The sequence below is a fragment of the Algoriphagus sp. 10J20-15 genome, from assembly GCF_055809615.1.
Map to the genome: position 1 here is coordinate 1 of NZ_JBVVUG010000041.1, position 24652 is coordinate 24652.

The window sequence follows — 24652 nt, forward strand, 5'->3', positions numbered from 1 at the left end:
TTTGGAAATATTTATATTTTTAGCTAATCACTCCTTTTAGAAGATTAGCCTACTATTGGTATCGGTAGACGCCCTCCTCTTGAAATAGTAGGGTTATGAGCAGGCCTACGTTATGGATCAGTCCTAAAAGTTGGGGGAATTGACACAATCCATTTTCTTTGCTAAAAAAAGAATTGGAAGAAAAGGACTACCTCAGCTTGCTTTTGCCTCAGGGCCTGCTTGAATTTTTCAAGGTTACTTCAGCGGGACTCAAAGACAATGCTTACCACATTTATTTGGAAGAGCTCAATATTCATCCCGAGCATCTTCAGGGGTCAAAACTCACCTCAAAGGGTTTTTATGATGAGGTAAGTATTCAGGATTTCCCGTTGCGCGGTAAAGCCTGTTTTCTGAATATTAAGAGGAGGAAGTGGCTCAATGAAGAGACAGGAAAGAATGTGAGTAGAGATTGGAGCTTGGTGGCAAATGGTACGCGGATGACAGAGGAATTCGCGCTTTTTTTAAAAAGGAACGACTGGATTCATCGCCGGTAAGTTGCAAAAGCCTAGCGGATAACTTCCAGGTAAACGGAAAAATCCTTGAGCATCAATACGTTTTCCATCTGAGCAACTTCCTGGACTGGCAACAACGCCCACATGCTAAAGACTGGATTATTTTTCCTGAAAATCTGGGAACACATCTCAGCATTGATGAAACAGCCCTCTCTCAAGGAGAACTGTATACTGTCCTGACCAATAAAGCAGCAAAAGGTAAGAAGGGAGCTCTGGTTGCCATGATAAAAGGGACTGAAAGTGAAACAGTGAATGCTGTTCTCAGGCAACTACCCGAGAATAAACGGAAAAAGGTAGAGGAAGTAACACTAGATATGGCCGCCAGTATGGAAAAGATCGTACGCCGTAGTTTTCCCAAAGCCCAATTGGTCACTGACCGGTTTCATGTCCAGAAACTGGTCTATGACGCAGTTCAGGAAATGAGAATCGCCCACAGATGGGACGCTATTGAACAGGAGAACAAGGAAATGGAGCTCAGTAGAGAGTGTAAAAAAACATTTATTCCACACAAGCTCGAAAATGGTGATACCGAAAAACAACTGTTAGCCAGAAGCAGATACCTGCTTTTCAAAGGAGAAGATAAATGGACAATATCGCAGGCACACAGGGCCGAGATTCTCTTCCGGCGCTACCCTGATCTGGAAAAAGCCTACAAACTATCGAGATCTCTGGCAAGGATCTATCAAACAAGCAAGCTAAAAGGTGTCGCCTTCACCAAGCTGGCTCATTGGTACAATGAAGTGGAAGAAGCAGGCTTCAAATCATTCAATACCGTGTCCAGAACCATACAGAATCACTACACTTCCATTCTGAATTTCTTTGAAAACAGGAGTACAAATGCATCAGCAGAATCATTCAATGCAAAAATAAAAGCATTCAGGGCTCAGTTCAGAGGTGTCACTAACATTGAATTCTTCCTGTTCAGACTATCTAATATCTATGCGTGAATAAACCTGCTCCCCAGATATTCCGACTGATCCTACGTTATACCTCAAAAAATTACAGACAGTTCTTATGCTTGAATATTCAGCCAAATTTGTAATTAACTTCAGATGATATTATTGCAATTGAAAATTGTTAAAAATATTAGGGTAAGTTTCACTCTACAACCAGTCCACTACAATGATTTGACTACGCAGTGAGGGGGTAGTTCAGAATTTACTATATATTAGTTTTAATGCATGTGCTGAATAAAATTTTAATTAATCTCATATGTTTGATCTAAATGGGAATAGGATTTTTATTTGTTTGACTAGTGTTCTAGTTTTTTTTCATGTGATAATTGCAAATTTCAAAACAGAAGAAATATGAAAGAATATTCTGGATTAGTACTTTAAAAGAATTTTTATAAATGGGATAGAGGTGTGAAAGACAGTATTATTGAAAGTGGAAATGGTGATTTAAAGTATTATTTCCCAACAAGTCCTTTGTATGACGACTTTTGGGATAAAATACTTGTGGGAGATTCAATCAACAAACCATATAACGATTTGAATTTTTCAATTTACAGAAATGGAGAATTGGTAGAACATATGGACCTATATTTCGATTGTAACTAATTTGGATTAGGTAGCCGTCTCATTTATTTAAAGCCCTATAGTTAATGATGTGCCCCCAAAATCTAGACACTTATTTGGGCATTTTGGTTTTATAGAGGTTTTTTAACTTAAGTAAATATCAATCGCAATAGTAGGAAATTGACAGCATGATGATTTAAAGAAAGAGATTGATTTTTTTATACGTCAAGGCAGAGTTCATCCCTGGCTTAATGGGATTTCTACCAAATCCCAAACTGTCCGAAGTGATGTTTAAAATGCTTGGGATGAAACTTTTCCCACTCTGAATAATTCAATTTTCCAAATCTTGGATGTACGGAGCTGGCGTCAGGGCTTGAATTAAAAAATGTAGTATACCCAGTTAAGCTCTCAATGAGTTGTTTTTTTGCTTCATCTAAGCTACTATTTCTTAACGGGAGTAATTCCCCTGCCTTCATATTAGGAGCTAAAACACCTCGTGGAAATTCCATTGTAGAATCTAATAGAGCTCTCTTTTGAAATAACTGTTTTTCACTTGGTTCAAATTCTGGAATCTTTATTCTGCCGTATGATATCTTGACTGTAAGCGTAAGATGTTCTACCATATGTTGTGGAGTCATTATCCCGAATTCTGCCTTAGTATTAGCTTCTAAGGCTTTTAATTTTTTCTCTATCGATGTTATATCCATGCCTAGGTTCTTTGGGTTATAAGTTATAAAAAAAGCGTTTGAGACTTCAAACGCTTTCTTGGTGATTATTGAACTTTATCTTTTAGCTTCCGCACATTTCGCAATTATCTGGATCATCCAGAGAACATGCAATAGCATCTTGTTTTTGTGATTTCACTTCAACTATTTCTTGCTGAGCCTTTTCAACTTTAGGCTCAAAACCTGTTTTGTCAAGCGTGAATTTAATAGCTGCTGTAGCCGCTTGTGATCTCAAGTAGTACATACCTGTTTTAAGGCCTTTTTTCCAAGCATAGAAGTGCATAGAGGTTAACTTACCAAAGTTAGGATCCTGCATGAACACGTTCATACTTTGAGACTGGCAAATGTATGCGCCACGATCGGCAGACATATCGATAATGATCTTCTGAGAAATCTCCCAAACGGTCTTATAAATATCTTTGATGTGTTGTGGGATGCCAGGTACATTTTGTACAGAGCCATTGGTTGAGATCAATCGGTTTCTCATGGTATCATCCCACAGACCTAATGCAATCAAGTCTTTCATTAAGTGCTTGTTCACAATAATAAACTCACCTGATAAGGTTCTTCTAGTATAGATATTTGAAGTGTAAGGTTCAAAGCACTCATTGTTACCCAGGATTTGAGAAGTTGAAGCTGTAGGCATAGGAGCCATCAACAGAGAGTTTCTCATCCCGTATTTCTTGATCTTCTCTTTTACCTCAGCCCAATTCCATCTTCCTGACTTTGGCTTCACTCCCCAAAGGTCAAACTGCAGCTCTCCTTTTGAAGCTGGAGAACCCTCATAAGTCTCGTATGTACCTTGAACTTTTGCTAGCTCCATAGAAGTTTCTACCGCCGCAAAATACATAGTTTCGAAAATATCCTCATTCAATCCTTTAGCTTCTGGAGAATCGAAAGGCATACGAAGCAAAATAAATGCATCAGCCAAACCTTGTATTCCTAGACCAATTGGACGATGACGGAAGTTTGATCTTCTCGCTTCTTCAACTGGATAGTAGTTTACATCAATTACCTTGTTCAGGTTCTTGGTGGCTACTTTGGTGATTTCATATAGTTTCTGATGGTCAAAGAATAATTTTCCATCAGGTCCTTGAGTTACAAATTTTGGAAGGGCAATAGAAGCCAAATTACAAACGGCAACCTCATCTGGAGCTGTGTACTCAATGATCTCTGTACAAAGGTTAGAAGATTTGATTGTACCAAGGTTCTTCTGGTTTGACTTACCATTTGCTGCATCTTTATAAAGCATGTATGGTGTTCCAGTCTCAATCTGTGATTCTAATACTTCAAACCAAAGTTCTTGAGCTTTGATAGTTTCACGAGCTTTCCCTTCTCTCTCATACTTTTCGTACAGTCTTTCAAATTCTTCACCATGGCACTCAGAAAGTCCTGGAGCTTCGTGAGGACAGAGAATAGAGACCACTCAAGGTTTTGTTCTACGCGCTTCATGAAAAGATCTGGAATCCAAAGTGCATAGAACAAATCTCTAGCTCTCATCTCTTCCTTACCATGATTTCTCTTCAGCTCTAAGAAATCCTTGATATCTGCATGCCAAGGTTCTAAATAAATAGCAAAGCTGCCTTTTCTTTTTCCGCCACCTTGGTCTACATAGCGAGCTGTCATATCAAAGTTTCTAAGCATTGGTACAATGCCATTAGAAACTCCATTTGTACCCTTAATGTAAGAGCCTTTAGCTCTCACATGGTGTATCGATAGACCAATACCTCCAGCTGATTGGGAAATCTTCGCACATTGTTTCAAAGTGTCGTAGATACCGTCAATACTATCATCCTTCATAGTAAGTAGGAAGCAAGAGGAAAGCTGAGGCTTAGGTGTACCTGCGTTGAAAAGGGTAGGGGTTGCATGGGTAAACCACTTTTCAGAAAGAAGGTTGTATGTTTCGATTACTGATTCCATGTCCTCCTTGTGGATCCCAACAGCCACTCTCATCAACATGTGCTGAGGACGTTCTACTACTTTTCCATTCAAACGGATCAAGTAACTTCTCTCCAAAGTCTTGAATCCAAAATAATCATACCCAAAATCCCTTTTGTAATCAATTGCCGCATCTAGTTTTGCCGCATTATTCTTAATGATGCCATATACCTCAGGATCTAGCAAAGCTGCATTTTCATCAGTCTTTGGATTCACGTGGGTATAGAGCCTTTTCATGGTATTTGAAAAAGACTGACTAGTAGTTTTATGGAGATTTGAGATAGCGATTCTTGCTGCCAAGATTGCATAGTCAGGATGCTTTACAGTCAGTGAAGCACAAACTTCAGCGGCCAAGTTGTCCAGCTCTGTAGTTGATACTCCATCATAAAGACCATCTATTACCTTTTTGGCAACATCAATTGGATGAATGAATTTAGAATCGAGTTCGTAGCATAGGTTCTCAATTCTTGCTGTGATTTTGTCGAATCGTACTGATTCTCGTCTTCCGTCTCTTTTTAATACTAGCATTTCTTTGGGATTTTTAGGTTGATGGAAAAGTTGGGTTAATTAAAAGTCTTCACCAATGGAGAATCTTGGTGAATCGTCTGATCCTTCATTAGATTTCATTACTCCGGCTTTTTGGTAGTCTCCAACTCTTTTCTCAAAGAAATTGGTTTTACCCTGAAGCGAAATCATATCCATGAAATCAAAAGGATTCGTGCTATTCCATATTTTATCGCACTCTAATTCGTCTAATAGTCTATCTGCTACAAATTCAATGTACTGACACATCAGGTCAGAGTTCATTCCTATAAGTCGTACAGGAAGTGCATCAGTTACAAATTCCTTTTCGATTTCTACAGCATCTCTGATTATTTCTCTTACCGTCTCTTTTGGCAATTGATTGTTCAGATGCTTTGTGTATAGGTGACAGGCAAAATCGCAATGCAATCCTTCGTCACGGGAGATCAATTCATTGGAGAAGGTAAGGCCGGGCATCAGGCCTCTTTTCTTGAGCCAGAAAATAGAGCAGAATGATCCTGAGAAGAAAATGCCTTCCACCGCAGCAAAGGCGATTAATCGCTCTTGGAAGTTGCCATTATCTATCCATCTCAATGCCCAGTCCGCCTTTTTCTTTACACAATCAATATGCTCAATAGCATGTAATAGCTTGTCCCGCTCAGCTGCATCTTTGATATAGGTATCTATAAGAAGACTGTAAGTTTCTGAATGGATGTTTTCCATCGCAATCTGGAAGCCGTAGAAAAATTTTGCTTCTGTATATTGAACCTCTGATACGAAATGCTCTGCCAAATTCTCATTAACAATCCCATCACTAGCTGCAAAAAATGCTAATACGTGTGAGATAAAATGACGCTCACCATCATTTAATGCTTTCCAATCCACCATGTCCTGTCCCAGCGTCAATCTCCTCAGCAGTCCAAAAGCTAGCCTCGGCTTTCTTATAATACTGCCAAATGTCGTTGTGCTGGATAGGGAATAAAACAAAGCGATTCTTATTCTCTTCTAGTATTGGTTCGTTCTGCATTGTTACTGTAGTGTTTAAGCGTATTAATTTTTGCCCCTAAATGAATAAATAGTTTGTCCGGGGATAAGAAAGGCTGCCTTTTTAGAACAGCCTTTCAACAAATATGTGAATCAAAATTGGGAAATAAAACCTGTGAAGTGTCTGTTTAAGGCCATTTCTGACCCGGGGTCAAAAAGTATATAGCGATCATATATACAAATAGTTAGGTAGGTTTAAATATACTTTTAGATTAATTGAATGGGCTATTATCAGGGGTTTGAAAAAAAATCAAATAATTGCAAAAAAGATTTTCAACCAAAATTCAAGGTAATTTCTGACTTTCGGTCAATATTTTCGTGACATTAATTTTACTATTCAAAATTATGATCCTCAATCAGTTGGAGGTAAAATCAGAAAAAATTTTTAATTCATTTTTAAGTTTAATTGTCTTTTATCGTGGAAATTTTATGTTGTTTTTTAAGTAAATGAGGGCGGGTGGCAAAGTTTCAATATAAAACGCAAATAATATTTCAGAAGCCAGTTTTTTTCTTCCAATCAACTTCCCTATATTTGCACTCCGATTTCAAAAGAATCAAGAACTATGTACGCAATTGTAAACATCGCAGGAAAGCAGTTCAAAGTAACGAAAGATCAGTTTATCTATGCTCCAAAGCTAGATTTAGAAACTGGCGCTTCCATCGACTTCGACCAGGTACTATTAGCTGAGGCTGATGGATCTGTGTCTGTAGGTGCTCCCCTATTGGCTGGAGCGAAGGTATCTGGGAAGGTCCTAGATCATGTAAAAGGTGATAAAGTCATCGTCTTCAAAAAGAAGCGTCGTAAAGGCTACAAAAAGAAGAACGGTCACAGACAAGATTTCACCAAAGTTTTGATAGAAAGTATTACACTCTAAAGTTTTCTTTTTGAAGACTATAAAAGAATAAAACCATGGCACATAAGAAAGGCGTCGGTAGTTCCAGAAACGGTAGGGAATCAGAATCTAAGAGATTAGGTGTTAAGAAATTTGGTGGCGAAGTAGTAATCGCTGGAAATATTATCGTAAGACAAAGAGGTACTAAGCATCACCCAGGTGAAAATGTAGGACTAGGTAAAGATCATACCTTGTTTGCAACAGCTAACGGTGTTGTTACCTTTAGAAAGAAATATGATGGCAGATCATACGTAAGCGTATTGCCAGCAGAAGCTTGATTTAATCAATCAATATTGAAAGCCCCTTCAAGTGAAGGGGCTTTTTTTGTGTCTATAATTTCTTCACTGATTAACTGCAGAGGATATTGTGGTTTCCGAAGAGACAACAAGATGTTTCGCTGGGCTAAATTTATTCAACCCTGATGACTAGGGGCAATGTTTCAAGCTTACAGCAGTATAGTTATTCCGTGGAAACAGGTCACGAAAAAGCCCCCAAAAAGTATCTAACTTTTGGGGGCACATTAATAATTATCAGTCGGGCTTTCGTTTGATTATGTTTTTTAGAAAGGTTTATAGCTCATTACTTCATTAATAAATGTGGTTGCACTACTTGGAGAAACTAGTAGGATAAATACAATACCGAAAATTGCTCCATATAAATGCGCATCATGATTAATTGCATCATCTTGGTTTTTACCTTTGAAATATGAATAAAGCAAAAATAGTACACCCAAAATAAATCCAGGCAAGCAAAGAATTCCGAAAAGACAGATGTCAGAAAGCGGAAGTATGATGATGCTGGCAAATACTGTAGCGGCTGTTCCTCCTGAAGCTCCTAAGGCTCTATAATAGCTGTTATCTTTATTTTTTAGATAAGTAGGAATGTCTGAGATTACTATTCCTAAAAGATAGAAGAGCACATAGACCAAGCCACCTAAGACTACTCCAAATTTATAAGCAAGAATCTGCTCTACTACACCTCCAAAGAAGTAGAAGGTAAACATATTAAAGAAAAGGTGGATGTAGTCTTTATGTATAAATCCGGAGGTGATAAAACGATCCCATTGGCCATTTCTCTTGATTTTATATGGAATGAACATGCAACGCTCCATAAATGCTGCATTATTGATTCCATAGTAGCTACTAATTGCGGTGACTATAATCAGGACAACTGTAATTGATAATTCCATTTATTTTTCTCTGTGAATTAAGTCCTGAGTGATTTTTTTGAGTTCAAGGAAATAGTCTTCGTTTTTGAAATGAATTGCATCATATTGTGCAAATCCAGCCTCGAAATAGGAGTTCATTTTGGATTCTGCAAGGGCTTTGATTCCGAGCTTTTCATAGATAGCTCTTACTGCCTTCACCTTTTGATCTTTGTCAAAGTCACGCTGAGAGAGCCAGAAATTTAAGTCTTCAGCATCCTGCCCTTTCGCTAATTCAAGTGCTTTGATCAAAAGAAATGTTTTTTTATTGGAAATGATATCACCTCCAACCTGCTTGCCAAACTTTGCCTGATCTGCAAATACATCCAGCAAGTCATCTTTTAACTGAAAGCCAACTCCGATATTCATCCCGAAATCATAAAGTTTTTGAGCATCTTCCTTCTCTGCTCCAGCTAGTAAAGCGCCTAGCTGTAGAGCAAAACCTAAGAGAACAGCTGTTTTCAGACGGATCATGTCTAGGTAATCGTCCTCATGAACAGATCCCACGGACTCAAAATTCATGTCGAATTGCTGGCCTTCACATACCTCTGCTGCTGTTTTATTGAATAGGCGAATCACTTCACCCAATTTATCTGCCTCAGTAGGTAGCAGTAAATCATACGCTTTTACCAGCATGACATCACCAGAGAGTATCGCTACGTTCTTATTCCATTTTACATGGACAGAATCCTTACCTCTTCTCAATGGAGCATCATCCATGATGTCGTCATGCATTAGCGTGAAATTGTGAAAAACTTCAACTGCAGCTGCTTGACTTAGAATTTCAGCAGGATTTGGCTTATAAATTCCATATGCCAAAAGACTTAGCAAAGGACGGATTCTCTTACCGTCCAAGCTCAAAATATAGGTGATTGGGTCGTATAGTTCTTCGGGTGATTTTCTTATTTCTAGTGCACTCGGGAGGTTCTGGATATATGTTTCCAGCTTACCTAATAACTCGTGCGCGTGGCTTTTTTCTTTCATTATCTGCAAATTCCAAATCTATCGTTCTACGGTCAATATCAGTGTTAACTACTCTGACCTTCACTTTGTCGCCCAAAGTGATCATTTTTTTTGTTTTCGAGCCAATTAAGCGTATGTTTTTCTGGTCGAAATCATAGTAATCGTCATCCATGTCCTGGACGCGGATCATGCCTTCACACTTAGTTTCGGTGATTTCTACAAAAGACACCCCACTCGGTGACGCCAGCTACAATTCCCTCGTAATCTTTGTCTTCCGCAAGAGACATGAATTCTACTTGCTTGTATTTAATGGAAGCTCTTTCGGCGTCTGCTGCTCGTTTTTCTCGTTCGGAAGAATGAACACATTTTTGTTCCCAAGCTTCTGCATCCGGCGATTTCCCTCCTTCGAGGTATAGTTCAAGCAGCCTGTGCACCATCATATCCGGATATCTTCGAATAGGAGAGGTGAAATGAGAGTAATGTGCGAATGCGAGTCCAAAGTGCCCTTTCGGCTCAGTGGTGTATTTGGCTTTTGCCATACTTCGAATTGCCAATTGTTCGAGAACATTTTGCTCAGGCTTACCTTGAATCTCCTCCATTAATTTGTTTAATGCAGTAGAGATAGTTCTCTCATTTTCGATTTCGAACTCATGTCCAAATCGCTTCGCAAAGCCAGAGAACGTATCCAATCGCTCCATATCTGGGGAATCGTGGGTTCGATAGACAAAAGTATCTTTTCCTTTATTCTTATTGAAAATGAATTCTGCTACATACTTGTTGGCAAGTAGCATGAATTCCTCGATGAGCTTATGGATATCCTTTCGCTCTTTGATCATTAAGCCAAGTGGTGTGCCTTTTTCATCTAGCTTGAACTTCACTTCAACAGTCTCGAAATTAACTGCTCCATGCTTGAATCTTCGCTGACGGATTTTCTTAGCCATGACATTTAATAATGTCAGTTCTTCGAAGTAGTCACCAGATTGATTGTCAATATTTTCTTGGGCATCTTCATATGCGTATCTTCTGTCAGAATGTATGACAGTTCTGCCAATCCAATGTTTCTTCACATTTGCTTCGTCATCCACTTCGAATACGCAGGCAAAGGTCAGTTTGTCCTCATGTGGGCGAAGTGAACATAGCCCATTACTCAATCGCTCAGGAAGCATAGGAATGGTTCTATCTACTAAATAAACAGAAGTAGCTCTATTATAGGCCTCTTTTTCTAAAGCCGTTTTTGGTTGCACATAATGAGTGACATCTGCGATGTGAACACCGATTTCATGATTGCCATTTTCCAGTTTTCTATAAGAAATAGCATCATCAAAATCCTTTGCATCAGCTGGATCTATCGTGAAAGTGAGGACGTCTCTAAAATCCTTTCTTTTCTTGATCTCTTTGGCAGTGATCTTCTCTGAAATCTCCTCAGCTTCCTTTTCTGGTTCTTCAGGATACTCGAATGGCAATCCGAACTCTGCCATGATAGAGTGAATCTCTACTTCATGTTCGCCGGCTTTTCCTAATACTCGAATTACTTCTCCCGTTGGATTCTTATCGCCATCTCTCCATTCGGTAAGTTTGACAATTACTTTTTCTCCGTGCTGAGCACCATTGAGTCCACCTCTATGTACGAAGATGTCTTTGTGCATTTTCTTGAAATCCGGCACAACGAAGGCGAATCGAGGCGAAATCTCTACTCTGCCTACAAATTCATCACGGCTTTTCTCTACTACTTCCAGGACCTTACCTTCTACGCGACCAGTTTTACCCTTGAGCGGATATACCATCACGCGGACTTTATCACCATCGAGTGCTTGTTTCATATCAGCCTCTTTGACCAAAATATCTCCATCTACCTTCTCAGGATCGAGTGGTACGATGAAAGCAAAGCGTGGATTTACAAAATCTACGATTCCTTCGATGAACTCCGGGTCTTGGGTAGATGAATAATAGTTTCTTGGATTTCGAGAAACTGAACCTGCTTCTACTAATTTGCTTAGTACAGGCTCGACGCCACCTTTAGTAAGGGCATCTCTGATTTCGAGCTTCTTAATAATCTGCTTGGAGTTGAATTCTTCTCCATAATGTGCATCTAAAAATTGAAGGATGCGACGGGCCAAGCTGGCTGCGTCTGTTTGTTTTCCTCCTTGATTTTTACTGTTGTTTTTTCTGTGTTGTTTTCTTCCCATGATTTGGGTTGTTGATTAGGGTTAAGGTAAAAAGATTTATGTCCCTGCGCCCATTAATCTTTGTGATCTTTCTTTGAATCGTCTAAATGAATGATTTCAATTTCTAAGTCATCCGACTGCGGATGCATAGCCATGTATACTCGAGCTGTGACTTCCACATCTCTCAGGCAGTATTTTTTGATTTTTTCTACGTCTTTATCCAGATGAAAAGTAGTGTTGACCTGACTTCCGTCAAGATCATCTTTTGAAGATGGAATTCCAAAAACTGAAGCTAAAAGCTCCAAGCGGGTGTAATGTTTATAGTCTCCAAACTTCCAAAGCTCCATCGTATCAAGATGGCGAACTTCCCAAGGCTTTTTCCCTGAGATCTGTAAAGGCTCCGGCAAAGCTACTCCATTGATGAGCATTCTGCGGCAGAGGTATGGAAAATCAAATTCCTTACCGTTGTGAGCGCAAAGAATCCATTTTTTCTTCTCTAACAAAGCCTTAAACTCCAAAAGAAGTTCCCGTTCATCTTCATGGGAATAACATTTCGATCTGAACGCTAGTTTTTTATCTTTCTTTTTCCATTGGAAATAGCCGACACCTACACAGACTACCTGTCCAAATTCAGCATGAATTCCTGCTCGGTCAAAATATAATGCACCTGGATCGTGAAGGTGATCCGGTGATTGGATAAGGCGCTCTTTCTTTAGCCATTCATCTTGAATACGCTCAGGCAGTTCTTCAAATTTCTCAGTTAATGAGGCTGTTTCTATATCTAGAAAAAGGATGTCATTCAGTTGATCAAAAAAATCTGCCATAAGCGTTTATTAAGCGTGGAGAACTCCTTCTAGGCCAATTTCGGGAATCATCTTTATGAATCCAGGATCGAAACTGCCTGAAGTAAAGATAAACTTTTTATCAAAAATTTGATCTAAAATATAGTAACTCACCCAAAACTCATTGTTTAAAGCAAAAACTGCTGGATCTATGGGTTCTACTTTGGCTACTGACTGCTCTCCAAGCTCTTCCATCATATGGCGAAGTGTTGATGTCTTTTTTACTTCTCCATTTATTTCGCCATATCCTTTTGAAGTGATCATGACATTTTTTAACTCAATCAAATTCAAGTTTATAATATATACTGCCCATTCCGTTCCGGATGCGGTCTCTTCTTTAGCTATCGCCAGTTTTACTCCAGTCACGGGACTGAAATCTATGTCTTTCTTCATATTGCTTCTATACTCTCCATTTCAAATAATTCGATCAAATGTCGCTTCACTCGGTCTTTGACTTCATGCATTTCCACAGGGCGACCAAGTTCCAAATGAAGTGAAGTGACAGCCTTGTCATCGATGCCGCAGGGGATTATATGTCCAAAATAGCTGATATCTGCATTCACGTTGAAAGCGAAGCCATGCATAGTCACCCAACGACTGGACTTCACGCCCATCGCACAAATTTTTCTGGGGCTTTTTTGCTCCACATGATCTATCCAAACACCAGTTAACCCATCGATCCTTCCTGCTTCAACTCCATAGTCGGCCAAAGTCAAAATGACCGCTTCTTCGAGAAATCTTAGATACTTATGAATATCAGTGAAGAAATTGTCCAGATCTAAAATCGGATAACCAACCAGCTGACCTGGACCGTGGTAGGTGATGTCACCACCACGATTGATTTTGTAATATTGGGCGTCGTGGCTTTTAAGACCGTTTTCATCCAAAAGTAGATTTTCTTCTTTGCCACTTTTTCCCAGTGTATATACATGTGGATGTTCTACAAAGAGTAGGTAGTTTTTACTTGGTACCTGGTCGGCTGGGGGCAAAGGACGATTGCTGATTTTCAGCGCTACAGTTTCAGCAAAGAGTTTTTCCTGATAGTCCCAGGCTTGTTGATAATCCAGCTGTCCAAGGTCTCGGAATTCTACTTTTTTATTAATAATTTCATTCATCGGCTAGTCCCGAGGGATTTACTTTTCAACTGAATCAGCAAGTGGTTCGTTCATTGATTTTTCAAAATTAAACAAATATCCAAGATGGCTGAACACAACGATTCCGGAAAACTCGCAGAACAACTCGCAGCTGATTTTTTGGTGGGCAAGGGGTATGAACTAGTCGAAACAAACTATCGGCATGGACACGCTGAGATCGATCTCATCACCAAGCATAAAGGTTTGTTAATTTTTGTTGAAGTAAAGTTCAGATCTGGGGCTGGCTTCGGATTTGCTGAGGAGTTTGTCGATTCGGTCAAACGTAAATTACTTATTAAAGCAGCTGATCAGTTTATTTATGTTAATGATTGGCATAATGATATCCGCTTTGATATCATTGGCGTATACAAAGACCGAACAGGGAAAATTAATTTCAGGCATTTTGAAGATGCTTTTTACTAAACACACAGCTCCGTTCAAATTTTAAAAACATATGAAATCGAGCATGACGAAGAACGTCACACCTGGGATAATTATACCCTTGCGAGATTCCATGTAACCATTGAAAAACAAATTATAAACACATGAAAAAAATAGCATTCACTTTCTTTTTTGCCCTGATGGCAATTGTAGCTTTCGCTCAAAGTGATAGAAAAGATAAACAGATCGAAGAGGATAGTATGGATGCCAAAGCGGCATTTTTAGAGGAAGATGAGAGCATGCAGGAATTATTTGACTCATCTTATGGCTACATTATTTTACCAAATGTGGGAAAAGGAGGTTTCGGAATTGGGGGAGCGGCTGGTAATGGTGTTGCTTTCCAAGGTGGAAAACAAGTCGGGTATGCGAAAATGACTCAAGTGACCATTGGTTTTCAGGCTGGAGGTCAAGCGTATTCAGAAGTTGTTTTCTTTGAAGATGAGGAAGCTTTCGCAAGGTTTAAATCAAACAATATTGAAATGTCTGCTCAAGTCTCTGCTGTCGCAGCTGCCTCTGGAGCATCAGCCAATGCAAAATACGTTGATGGGGTAGCGGTGTTTACCCGAACAAAAGGAGGATTGATGTACGAAGCCTCAGTAGGAGGTCAGCAGTTTAAATTCAGAGAATTGTAAACTTCAATTATCTTTTCGATAAACTAGATTTCCGTCCTTATCCCATTCAGCACGGATGTAAGGGCGGAAATTTTTTGTGTAAGCAGTTTCCTGATATTGGATTTCACGCTTTCTTACTGCTTTGGTATTATTGAAGTCCCAGTATTCTGTCCACAGACCCACTTTTTCGCCATATTGATATTCCCCTGTGACCGCGACTTGTTTATTCTCATAGAAGTAAAAATAGTTCTCCTCTTCCAAACCATACTGAACGGGGATAATCTCTTGGATGGTTTTGGATGACTGATCAAAGTATCGAGTTCTTGACTCCCTCGGCCAGCCTGCTTCAAAGTGATTTTTGTCCTGTAGCACATTGTTTGCATCGTAGAGCATCCATGTTTTATGCTTGGTGCCGTAGTAGAACATACCGCTTTCCACCACTTCCTCATTAATTACCCGCTCATAAGGTCCATGCAGTAGGTAGCCTTTTCCTGCTTCATATTCTTTGGTTTTTATACTTCTTTCTTGAGGATCAAACCAATAAACATCACGTATATAGGGGTCTGGACGTCGCGCAGCATCAGTGTAGTTAAAGTGCTCAAAAATCTGCTGCCCCCGAATTTCCTGACGGGTATAGCCTTTTCGGGTTTTAATCCCAAACCATTCATTTTTCCGAGCTTTCTTCTTTTTCTCCTTTTTTTCTTCCTTTTCTTTTGAGTCGTCGAAAAGTAGTAAAGGCATTGTCGTAGGGAGTAATCTGGAGTTCACCACACCACTGGAATCAGGATCTGATTTCGGTTTTGATTCTTCAGTTTGGGCTAAAGAAACCTTGCTCAGAAGTAGGAGGAAAATAAAACTGATATAATATCTACTCATATATTAGAAAAACGCAATATCCTTCGGTGTATTTTATCCAAAAATAACATTTCGAGATCAAAACCCACCGATTGTTTAGATTTTATAATCTTCTCTCTACTTTTGTGGAATTTGTAAAAAAAATCTCTCAAACAATGAACTCTATTTTATCAGACCGGATAATCAATATGGAAGAATCAGCCACTCTTGCGATGGCAAAAAAAGCAAGAGAGCTGAAATCACAAGGAGTTGACATCATCAGCCTATCGTTGGGTGAGCCTGACTTCAAAACACCTAAGCATATCCAACAAGCAGCAAAAGATGCAATCGACGAAGGTAAGTACTTTTCATATCCTCCCGTAGCAGGTTATCAGGATCTGAGAGAAGCTATCGCAAAGAAGCTTCGTGAAGAAAATGAAATCACTGAAGCTAAAGCGGAAAATGTCGTTGTTTCCACCGGAGCAAAGCATTCCATTGCCAATGTATTCATGTGCATGATCAATGAAGGTGATGAAGTTGTTATTTTCTCTCCATACTGGGTGAGTTATGCTGAAATCATCAAGTTGGCAGGTGGAGTTCCAGTATTGATCGAAGGGACTTTGGAAAACAACTTCAAGGCTACTGCCGCTCAATTGGAGGCTGCTATTACGCCAAAGACTAAGGGCGTGATCTATTCTTCTCCATGTAATCCTACTGGATCTGTATTCAGCAAGCAGGAACTAGAAGCTATCGCTGACGTAGTGAAAAAGCATGAGAATATCATGGTGATCGCTGATGAGATCTATGAGAAAATCAACTTTGCTGGTAGAAATTATAGCATCGCGTCCTTCCCAGTGTATGTTTGACAGAACAATTACTGTGAATGGTTTTTCTAAAGGTTATGCAATGACTGGCTGGAGAGTTGGGTACATCTGTGCACCAGTTTGGATGGCTAAATCTGTAGAAAAAATCCAAGGTCAATTTACTTCTGGAGGAACAGGTATTGCCCAAAGAGCAGCATTGGCAGGAATTGCTGGAGACCAGACTCCTACTACAGAGATGGCTGATGCATATCTAAGAAGAAGAGGATTGGTATTGGATTTACTTCGTGATATTCCTGGTATCAAAACTCACGTTCCTGAAGGAGCATTCTATTTCTTCCCTGATGTGACTGCTTTCTTTGGCAAGTCTGCAAAAGGGCATGTCGTAAAAGATGCAGATGACCTTTGCCTTTATTTGTTGGCTGAAGCTCATGTTTCCTTGGTGACTGGAGCCGCTTTTGGAGCTCCGGATTGTATCAGACTTTCTTATGCGGCTTCCGACGAGGAGCTTGTAGATGCACTGGGCAGAATGAAAAAAGCCCTAGGCGAATTAGCTTAATAAAAACAATTCTTAACCCCGGCAAATAGTCGGGGTTGTTTTTTGCCTAGTCAGAAAGGCTTATTTTTGGGAAAATTTACCCTATGGCTGAAGTTATCGTTATCACACCTGTAAAGAATTCTCTTGAAACTACCTTGGATACCGCAAGGGCAATTTCGGGATCTACCGTTCAAGTGAGGCATATTATTTTTAATGACTTCAGTACTGAAGAGACAAAAGCTGGTTTAGAACAATTCAAGTCTCAGATAGGATACGAACTGGTACATTTGGAAGATCATACTGATCATCCATCTCCTAATTACAAATTAGTACTTCAGATGGCTCAGAGGATGGCTAATGATGCGAGTCTGCCTCTTTTGGTAATAGAATCAGACGTGGTTGTAAAGCCAAATACAATTGCTGATTTGCTGAGTTTCCAAAATGCAACTTCCAAATCAGGTTTGGTGGGGTCTGTGACAGTGGATGAAAAAGGCGTAGTGAATTTTCCTTATTTGAAATTTAAAGGTGTAAAAGAAAAAGTGATAGACACCTCAAGAAGTTTGAGCTTCTGCTGCACACTTTTTTCATCTGACTTTTTGAAAGCCTATGATTTTATGGGTTTGGATGAAGCAAAAGATTGGTACGATACCTTTATTTCGAAAAAATCTATTGAACTAGGATTTAAAAACCATGTCCTAATGAATGCTCCAGTTTGGCACCGCCCACATGCGAGCCGACCTTGGAAGCAACTGAAGTACAGTAATCCTCTGAAATACTATTTCCTGAAGTTCTGGAAAGGAATGGATAAGATCTAATTAGAGTTTGCCCAGAAATTTCATCAAGTTATTGTAAGGCTTGGACCAAGTGCGCTGAAATCGAAGTGGGCCATTCAATTCTCGCTCGAAAAAATCCATGTGCTTTGAATTCAGATAGGCTATTCGTTCTCTCTTCTTCTGGGATGTGCCAGTTTTCTTTCGCTTACTCCCTGAATGAATTCGATAGAAGAAACCAATGAAAGGGAGTTTGGCAACGTCACCTCCATTTTTTAGCATTTTGATCCAAAATTCCCAGTCTTCTCTGCCCATTTTCATGTCATCGCTGAAGCAACCTACTGCTAATGCGTCTGCTTTTCTGAAAACAGCACTCACAAAAATCATGTTGTCTCTTGCCAGGAGGTTCAAGTTGAAGTCCTTGAGCTTCCAAGGCTTTTGTCCAAACTCATCAAATTTTACAGCTTCACAATAGACGACTTTTACCTCAGGTTTTTTCTCCAAGACCTGAATTGCCTCCGAAATGTAATTTGAGGATATTAGATCATCCCCGTCCAAGGGAAGGATGTATTTACCTTTAGAAAATTCTATTCCGGAATTTCTAGCTGAGGTAACGCCAGCATTTTTCTGATTAAGTAAGTAGACGTTTGTATACTTTTCGGTGAGCTCTGCTGCGATTTCTTCACTATTGTCCGTAGAACCATCATTTACGATGATGATTTCAAGTTCAGGATAAGTTGAGTTAAGTGCGGATTCGACAGATTTAGCAAGGAATTGTGCCTGATTATAGCAAGGGATTATGATGGATATGGTTGGTTTCAAGTTTTTATAGACATGTTGAAGTAGATGCAATTTAATTGAATAGTCGGTGATTTTCCATTATTGTAAAGGTTGAAGTAGGATCAATTTATTGTAAGTTTATTTTGGTTTGGTATAAAAAAGCCAAACAATAATTTGTTTAATTCCCTGAAGTTCATAACTTTAATCTGGTGATTAAACAACTTTTCAATCGTATTTTACTTTTTCAAACGAGGATTGTAACACTAATCCATTTTTCAACCTCAACCTGTTTCAGAAAAAATCCGGACTACGGTTCGGATTTTTTTTTTGAGAATTTTTTAGTGAACTTTCGGCTTGCGTATACACTCACTAGCTATGATCCGAATAAAGATTTCAATAATCTTTTTTGTCTTTATCTATTGCAATCAGTCTTTTGCACAAAAATCGAAGCTACAATACGACTCTATGTATGTGGAAAGTACTCGTGATGTGTTGGCAACTAGACTTTTTTTTAGCAGAAAATATACCAGATTAGTAGCTATGGCGCCAGAATCCAATGAGCGATACATGTTAGTTCCTAATACTGGATTAAAATTGGGACTTGGATTTACCTATCAAGATCTAACTATTAATGCTTCATTTCCTGTAAGATTTCTGAATCCTGACCGAATAGGTGATTGGCCTGGGAATTTGGATTTGCAGTCTCACATCTATGCTCCAAAGGTTATTGTGGATTTCTTTGGGCAGTTTTACAATGGGTACAAGATAGATGCTGAAAACCGGACTTATTCTGAGGAAGATTACCTAAGGAAAGACATGCGGCTCATTTCTTTGGGGCTCAATATGAATTACTTGTTTTTTGGAGACAAGCTGTCCATTGCGGCAGCCTGGAATCAGTCCTCTGTCCAAAAGAAATCGGCTTATTCACCTTTTGTTGGAGTCGAAGGGTATGGAGGGAATATGCGTGGTGACTCTCTATTATTGCCATCGACCCCGCAGACTGATTTGATTAATTTTGACCAGGCCAGTTACTTTTTGGCTGGACCAAATGCAGGGATGGCTGGAACTTGGGTTTTTTGGAGAAATTTCTATCTGACAGGAGTGGCTTCTGTAAACCTGAGTGGAGGATATACGAAGTGGAGGAACGAGGAGGAATTTACGAAGTGGGGTGTAGCACCTACTTATTATTTACGTGGGTTTTTAGGGTACAATGGTCCTCGGTTTGCAATTACCACGAGCTATGTTTATAAAAACCTTAATCTCATCAAGGGAGGACCTTATGATCAAGCAGTAAATACGGGCGATTATAGAATTAATTTTATATATAAAATATATGCAGGAAAGAGTTTTAAGAGAAAGTTCAATAAAGTGAATCCTGTGCGGATCATAATTAAAGAATAGTACTTAATTCTTTGGACTCCCTGTTATAATTGTTTTAGTTTTGAAAGCATAACAAACCCCAAATATAATGGCAGACCAATTTGGTATTCAAGAATCATTGAAGCGACTCGGGCTTAAATCCGAAAACTTAGGAACTTCAACGGGCATCAATTGGATAGATTCAGGTGAGTCGTCTATTTCTTCTTTTTCACCAGCAGATGGTGCCCTGATCGGAAAGGTGCAGTTGACTAATCAGCAGGCCTACGAAGAAGTGATGACTAAGGCACAAGTTGGATTTGAGAGCTGGAGACAAGTGCCAGCTCCCCAACGAGGAGAAATTGTTCGGGAAATAGGAAATGCCCTGAGAGAAAAGAAGGCTGACTTAGGAAAGCTAGTTTCTTACGAAATGGGTAAATCATATCAAGAGGGGCTAGGTGAGGTGCAGGAGATGATTGATATCTGTGATTTTGCAGTTGGTCTTTCCCGACAGTTATATGGTCTTACTATGCATTCAGAGCGTCCTGGCCACCGTATGTATGAGCAATGGCATCCTTTGGGGATAATAGGAATTATTTCAGCATTTAATTTCCCAGTTGCAGTCTGGTCTTGGAACGCTGCTTTAGCTTGGGTTTGTGGAGATGTTTGTGTGTGGAAACCCAGTGAAAAAGCGCCTCTTTCAGGAATTGCCTGCCAGCTCATAGCCGGAGAGATTTTTGAAAAACATGGTATGCCTGAGGGCATTTGCTCGCTTATAATTGGTGATTACAAAGTAGGTGAACTGATGTCTCATGACTCACGGATTCCATTGGTTTCGGCAACTGGTTCTACCCGTATGGGGAAATTGGTCGGTCAAGCAGTAGGGAGTAGGTTAGGCAGATCATTGTTAGAGCTTGGTGGTAACAATGCCATTATAATCACAGCGAATGCTGATATGGATATGGCGATACGTGGTGCTTTATTTGGAGCTGTAGGGACGGCAGGTCAGCGCTGTACTAGTACTCGTCGACTTATTATCCATGAAAATGTCTATGAAGAGGTTAAGTCTAGATTAGCTTCAGCTTACAGCAAATTGGTAATTGGGAACCCTTTGGACGAAAAAAATCATGTAGGTCCGCTGATCGATAAAGATGCGGTAAACATGTACTTGGCTGCCATAGAGAAAGTTGAAAAAGAAGGAGGGAAAGTAGTGGTAAATGGTGGAGTTCTGACGGGAGATGGTTTTGAATCTGGTTGCTATGTAAAGCCAGCAATATATGAAGCCGAAAATCACTTTGAGATTGTGCAACACGAAACTTTTGCTCCAATCCTCTATTTAATGAAATATAGTTCAATTGAAGAAGCGATTGCTATGCAAAACGGTGTGCCGCAAGGGCTGTCTTCTGCTATCATGACCACAAATATGAGAGAGGCAGAGGCGTTCCTTTCTGTGGCCGGATCTGACTGCGGAATTGCCAATGTAAATATCGGTACTTCAGGAGCAGAAATTGGTGGTGCTTTTGGTGGAGAAAAAGAAACCGGTGGAGGTCGTGAATCTGGATCTGATGCTTGGAAAGCGTATATGCGTCGCCAAACTAATACAATTAATTACTCATCCACCTTACCATTGGCGCAGGGGATTAAATTTGATATTTAAAACTATTATTCTTGATTCTGAAAATATTTTGTAAATATTCTTTCTCATTTTCAATAGTTTAGGGATGTTGTTTCAAAATGTATTTGCTTATGAGAAAATAGAAATTACCTTTGCATTCCCTTACGAACGGAAAGGGACACAAAGATGGGAGTTTAGCTCAGTTGGTTCAGAGCATCTGCCTTACAAGCAGAGGGTCGGGGGTTCGAATCCCTCAACTCCCACATCTAAGTATAATTACTCGAAAGTGTGTAAAAGTTATTTCCTGGGAGTTTAGCTCAGTTGGTTCAGAGCATCTGCCTTACAAGCAGAGGGTCGGGGGTTCGAATCCCTCAACTCCCACATTCAATCCCGGATAATTTATTCGGGATTTTTTTTTGTTAAAAAAAAAGCTGTCTCAAATATGAAACAGCCTAGCCTTGGTTCGAATTGTACTTGTTGATTATTCTAAATTCAACATGAATCCAGCCCTAAACCATCTCCCTGGCATTTGCACAGTTCCAGCTTCCACGTAATCGCTGTCTGTGATATTGGATGCTTCTGCAAAGAATCCGATTTTTCCTGTTCTATTATAATCTGCTCTCATATCAAGAAGGAAATAGGGGTCCTGATTCATTCGTTCTACATTTCTCATCTTTGTGTTCCACTCCAGCTTTTGGCCAATCCCAATGAGGATTCCGCCAATCAGCTGATTTTTCAAAGCTGTCAATGCGTATCTAGTCTCGATTCCAGGCTGATTGATTAAATCTGCGTCGAGGTAGTTATAGGATAGGTTAAATTCTTTGATGTGCAAAGTTTTGCCATTAGGGCTAATTCTATAATTTAATGAAGCTTCAATTCCATTGAATTTAACTTGACTGAAATTCTGTGGTTGCCATGGTGTGTCTGCATCAGGTCGAGTCCATTCGATTAGGTTGTCAGTACTTCTGTTAAAGTAAACCAGTTCTGCAAAAATTCCGGATTTCGACCATTTTGCTCCAATCTCAAAGTTTTGAGCCTGCTCAGGTACCAGTTGATCATTCCCGATATTCGTAGGGCCCACGTAATAGAGATCGTTGTAGGTGGGGATACGATAGCTGATTCCGTATCCTGAGTATAATCTAAAGTCGGTTGTCGCTTGAAAGCCAAGTTCAGCACCTGGGAAATGCTTCCAGCCATATTCTGAATAATAATTTGAATAAACTCCAGCTCTCAAATCTACTTTCGAACCGAAGGTAACCATCTGCTCCAAGAAGATTCCTGTTAAAACTCGATCACGATTTCCAAGGTTAGTGCTTTCGATCGTTTCTTTTCTAGTTTCTACTCCAAAGCCAGTTGTGCCAAGTTTTGTCTCAAAATTCCCATTTGCCTCCAACGCGTAGACATCGGTGGTGTGAAAGTTTTGGTAAAAAGAAGGCTCATTTCTTTTGAGCACATACTCATCTTGATTTCTTCGAAAATAGCCTCGGGTGTTCAAGTAAAAGTTGTTCAACGTAAGAGTGTGACTCAAGGAGGCTAAGGTAGTTTGCACACTTTCCCACTGGTCAGGAAAAGAACTGGAGTAAAAACCATTGGCTCCAAAACTTCTATCTGTGTAGGCAATCATCCCTTTTAGCTCATTTTTTTCGTTGAGGTTAGCTCCGCCTTCGTAGAATATGTTACTGACTTGGTAGTCTGAGTTGTACCAATGTCCATTAGAGTCATCGTAGGAAATTGCCAGATTTTGCTTGTAGCTCCCTATGGGTAGAGAGCCGGCGAAGTTGATTCCTTTCATTCCAAAGTCGCCAGCATATCCTTGTACTCTTGCGTACCTTTTATCGCTCAGTTCGGTAATGACATTAATCGCTCCAGCATAAGCATTTTGACCAAAAACTCTTGAAGCTGGGCCTTTCAGTACTTCAACTCTATCGATATTCACCAGCGGGACAGGTATGTTCATCATGTGATGGCCTGTTTGCGGATCGCTGAGTTTGATTCCATTTAGCAGCATCAGCGTCTGCTCAAAAGAGCCGCCACGGATACTAATATCTGATTGCACCCCGGTGACACCTCTTTGACGGACATCAACTCCAGGAACAAAGGATAAAACTTCGGCTAAACTTCGGGCTGGCGTAGTTTCTATTTGACGTTTACTGACCAGAGAGATGTTTCTGCTTTGCTTTGAAAAAGGAAGTTGGATCCTGTTTTCTTGAATCAAAACTTCTCCTAATTCTTGGGTGGTAGTGTCTGTTTGGGCATTTACCCTTAAACAAAATGCCAAGGAAGACACAAGTAGTACTAGTTTTTGCATGGGTTGATCGTAAATAGTAACCCAAAAGTGGACTGAAAATATCCTTTTTCCAATAAGGATATATTTCTAAAAATTCCTTAAAGGGCGAATCTCATGGAAAATATAAGGGAGGTTAGAATAGCAATTCTTACTTTTGAAACTAAATCAAATAAATAGTATGCGCAGGAAAATAATAGTTAAGCTGCTTTTTGCAGGAGCTATGCTCGCAGGATTCAGCAATTCTTTTGCTCAAGAAGTAAAAGAGAATAACCAAAAGGAATTTGGAGAATTTATCAACCGTAAAGGTACGTATACCCGATCTGCCTCAGGAAAACCTAATGTGGGATACTGGCAGAACAAAGCGGACTACCAAATCGCGGTAACCTTGGATGATTCCACCCATACGCTGGCCGGAAACATCACCCTTACTTATACAAATAACAGCCCTGAGTCTTTAGATTTTATCTGGATGCAGATGGAGCAAAATCGATTCACCGAGGATTCCCGAGGTACATTGAGCTACCCCGATTCAAGGCAACCGTTACAATGGAGATGTGGATGGAGGATATGAAATAACAAATCTACAGGCCAAAGTTGGTTCCAAAGGGTCAGTTTCTACCAAGCATATTGATTCTGACACAAGAATGCAGGTTTGGTTCAATGAGCCTATCCCAGCAAAAGGTGGAACGGCAACTGTTTCTATGGATTTCTCTTTCAAAGTTCCAGTTGAAGGAATGGATAGAATGGGAAGATTAGAAGTAGAAGATGGTTGGATTTATGCTTTTGCTCAGTGGTATCCTAAAGTAGCGGTATTCGATGATGTAGAAGGTTGGAATGTCGAGCCATACTTGGGAGCTGGAGAGTTTTACCTTGAGTATGGAGATTTTGATTATAAAGTTACTGTGCCTTATGACCACATCGTGGTAGGTTCCGGAGAGCTTTTGAATCCAAAAGAAGTGCTAAGCAAAGAGCTTCAGAATCGTTATGCGAAAGCAAAGGACAGTGATACCACTGTAATGTTGATTACTGCCGAGGAGCTTGGCAATACTGAATTGACGAGACCTAAGCAAGAAGGAACGGTCACTTGGCACTTCGCTAGGTG

The 24652-nt window shown here is 39.8% G+C and carries 19 protein-coding genes, 2 tRNA genes and 5 pseudogenes; 14 read left to right on the plus strand and 12 right to left on the minus strand.

Translation table 11 applies throughout. The annotated features are described in order from the left end of the window. The first annotated feature begins 158 nt into the window (after positions 1–158). Positions 159–533, plus strand: coding sequence for an ISAon1 family transposase N-terminal region protein (locus AC0L6R_RS17510; protein WP_348339436.1), 375 nt, complete (start codon positions 159–161; stop codon positions 531–533). Beyond that, complete coding sequence (locus tag AC0L6R_RS17515) at positions 449–1498, plus strand: ISAon1 family transposase (protein ID WP_473272349.1); 1050 nt, start codon at positions 449–451, stop codon at positions 1496–1498. The genes AC0L6R_RS17510 and AC0L6R_RS17515 overlap by 85 nt, the downstream gene beginning before the upstream one ends. Positions 1499–2328: 830 nt before the next feature. Here the strand turns inward: AC0L6R_RS17515 and AC0L6R_RS17520 are convergent. From AC0L6R_RS17520 to AC0L6R_RS17530, 3 genes and pseudogenes are all read right to left on the minus strand, one after another. After that, positions 2329–2775: a DUF1569 domain-containing protein gene (locus tag AC0L6R_RS17520; RefSeq protein ID WP_283411803.1), complete on the minus strand. Its 447-nt coding sequence runs from the start codon at positions 2773–2775 to the stop codon at positions 2329–2331. Between the two features lie 82 nt (positions 2776–2857). Next, positions 2858–5259 (minus strand): annotated as a pseudogene (locus AC0L6R_RS17525) (ribonucleoside-diphosphate reductase subunit alpha). Between the two features lie 39 nt (positions 5260–5298). Continuing rightward, positions 5299–6280, minus strand: a pseudogene (locus AC0L6R_RS17530) (ribonucleotide-diphosphate reductase subunit beta). Between the two features lie 580 nt (positions 6281–6860). Here AC0L6R_RS17530 and rplU point away from each other — a divergent pair. Further along, a complete protein-coding gene (gene rplU, locus AC0L6R_RS17535) occupies positions 6861–7172 on the plus strand; it encodes a 50S ribosomal protein L21 (RefSeq protein WP_473272350.1) in 312 nt (103 codons plus the stop codon). A gap of 35 nt (positions 7173–7207) precedes the next feature. After that, complete coding sequence (rpmA, locus tag AC0L6R_RS17540; RefSeq protein WP_283411799.1) at positions 7208–7468, plus strand: 50S ribosomal protein L27; 261 nt, start codon at positions 7208–7210, stop codon at positions 7466–7468. Positions 7469–7749: 281 nt separating this feature from the next. On the opposite strand, the gene AC0L6R_RS17545 is transcribed toward rpmA, so the two are convergent. The 6 genes and pseudogenes from AC0L6R_RS17545 to lipB form a co-directional block, all read right to left on the minus strand. Next, the gene (locus tag AC0L6R_RS17545) at positions 7750–8379 is read right to left on the minus strand and encodes a rhomboid family intramembrane serine protease (protein ID WP_473272352.1); all 630 of its coding nucleotides are present in this window, start codon (positions 8377–8379) and stop codon (positions 7750–7752) included. Further along, positions 8380–9378, minus strand: a complete 999-nt coding sequence (locus AC0L6R_RS17550; RefSeq protein WP_473272353.1) for a polyprenyl synthetase family protein — start codon at positions 9376–9378, stop codon at positions 8380–8382. Then, positions 9341–11543: pseudogene (gene rnr / locus AC0L6R_RS17555) on the minus strand (ribonuclease R). Before rnr ends, AC0L6R_RS17550 begins: the two are co-directional and overlap by 38 nt. Before the next feature lie 53 nt (positions 11544–11596). After that, positions 11597–12346, minus strand: coding sequence for a 3'-5' exonuclease (locus AC0L6R_RS17560; RefSeq protein ID WP_473272356.1), 750 nt, complete (start codon positions 12344–12346; stop codon positions 11597–11599). Between the two features lie 9 nt (positions 12347–12355). After that, positions 12356–12757 (minus strand): hypothetical protein, encoded by a 402-nt coding sequence (locus AC0L6R_RS17565; protein WP_283411794.1) that lies wholly within the window; start codon positions 12755–12757, stop codon positions 12356–12358. Next, positions 12754–13479: a lipoyl(octanoyl) transferase LipB gene (lipB, locus tag AC0L6R_RS17570; RefSeq protein ID WP_283411793.1), complete on the minus strand. Its 726-nt coding sequence runs from the start codon at positions 13477–13479 to the stop codon at positions 12754–12756. Before lipB ends, AC0L6R_RS17565 begins: the two co-directional genes overlap by 4 nt. Before the next feature lie 84 nt (positions 13480–13563). Here lipB and AC0L6R_RS17575 point away from each other — a divergent pair, with 84 nt between their 5' ends. Continuing rightward, a complete protein-coding gene (locus tag AC0L6R_RS17575) occupies positions 13564–13920 on the plus strand; it encodes a YraN family protein (protein WP_473272357.1) in 357 nt (118 codons plus the stop codon). Between the two features lie 122 nt (positions 13921–14042). Further along, the gene (locus AC0L6R_RS17580) at positions 14043–14570 is read left to right on the plus strand and encodes a YSC84-related protein (protein WP_473272358.1); all 528 of its coding nucleotides are present in this window, start codon (positions 14043–14045) and stop codon (positions 14568–14570) included. Positions 14571–14573: 3 nt separating this feature from the next. On the opposite strand, the gene AC0L6R_RS17585 is transcribed toward AC0L6R_RS17580, so the two are convergent. Then, positions 14574–15425 (minus strand): toxin-antitoxin system YwqK family antitoxin, encoded by an 852-nt coding sequence (locus AC0L6R_RS17585; protein WP_473272359.1) that lies wholly within the window; start codon positions 15423–15425, stop codon positions 14574–14576. Between the two features lie 134 nt (positions 15426–15559). Here AC0L6R_RS17585 and AC0L6R_RS17590 point away from each other — a divergent pair. Together AC0L6R_RS17590 and AC0L6R_RS17595 are read left to right on the plus strand one after the other, a co-directional pair. After that, positions 15560–16763 (plus strand): annotated as a pseudogene (locus AC0L6R_RS17590) (pyridoxal phosphate-dependent aminotransferase). An 83-nt stretch (positions 16764–16846) separates the two neighbouring features. Further along, the gene (locus AC0L6R_RS17595; protein WP_473272361.1) at positions 16847–17557 is read left to right on the plus strand and encodes a glycosyltransferase family 2 protein; all 711 of its coding nucleotides are present in this window, start codon (positions 16847–16849) and stop codon (positions 17555–17557) included. Here the strand turns inward: AC0L6R_RS17595 and AC0L6R_RS17600 are convergent, their stop codons facing one another. Beyond that, positions 17558–18334: a glycosyltransferase family 2 protein gene (locus tag AC0L6R_RS17600; RefSeq protein ID WP_283411787.1), complete on the minus strand. Its 777-nt coding sequence runs from the start codon at positions 18332–18334 to the stop codon at positions 17558–17560. A 333-nt stretch (positions 18335–18667) separates the two neighbouring features. Between AC0L6R_RS17600 and AC0L6R_RS17605 the strand changes: the two genes are divergently transcribed. The 4 genes from AC0L6R_RS17605 to AC0L6R_RS17620 all read left to right on the plus strand — a co-directional run bounded on the left by AC0L6R_RS17605 (position 18668) and on the right by AC0L6R_RS17620 (position 21644). Beyond that, complete coding sequence (locus AC0L6R_RS17605; protein WP_473272363.1) at positions 18668–19693, plus strand: DUF4421 domain-containing protein; 1026 nt, start codon at positions 18668–18670, stop codon at positions 19691–19693. A gap of 67 nt (positions 19694–19760) precedes the next feature. Further along, positions 19761–21305, plus strand: coding sequence for an L-piperidine-6-carboxylate dehydrogenase (gene amaB, locus AC0L6R_RS17610; RefSeq protein ID WP_473272365.1), 1545 nt, complete (start codon positions 19761–19763; stop codon positions 21303–21305). Between the two features lie 146 nt (positions 21306–21451). Continuing rightward, positions 21452–21526 (plus strand) — tRNA-Val (locus tag AC0L6R_RS17615). 43 nt (positions 21527–21569) lie between these two features. Beyond that, positions 21570–21644: transfer RNA gene (locus AC0L6R_RS17620), tRNA-Val, on the plus strand. Positions 21645–21744: 100 nt separating this feature from the next. Here the strand turns inward: AC0L6R_RS17620 and AC0L6R_RS17625 are convergent. Further along, on the minus strand, positions 21745–23571 hold the full coding sequence (locus AC0L6R_RS17625; RefSeq protein ID WP_473272366.1) for a TonB-dependent receptor plug domain-containing protein: 1827 nt from the start codon (positions 23569–23571) through the stop codon (positions 21745–21747). 157 nt (positions 23572–23728) lie between these two features. On the opposite strand from AC0L6R_RS17625, the gene AC0L6R_RS17630 reads away from it, so the two are divergent. Continuing rightward, positions 23729–24121, plus strand: coding sequence for a hypothetical protein (locus AC0L6R_RS17630; protein WP_473272368.1), 393 nt, complete (start codon positions 23729–23731; stop codon positions 24119–24121). Then, positions 24105–24652 (plus strand): annotated as a pseudogene (locus AC0L6R_RS17635) (M1 family peptidase); the annotation flags it as partial. The gene AC0L6R_RS17630 and the pseudogene AC0L6R_RS17635, both read left to right, overlap by 17 nt.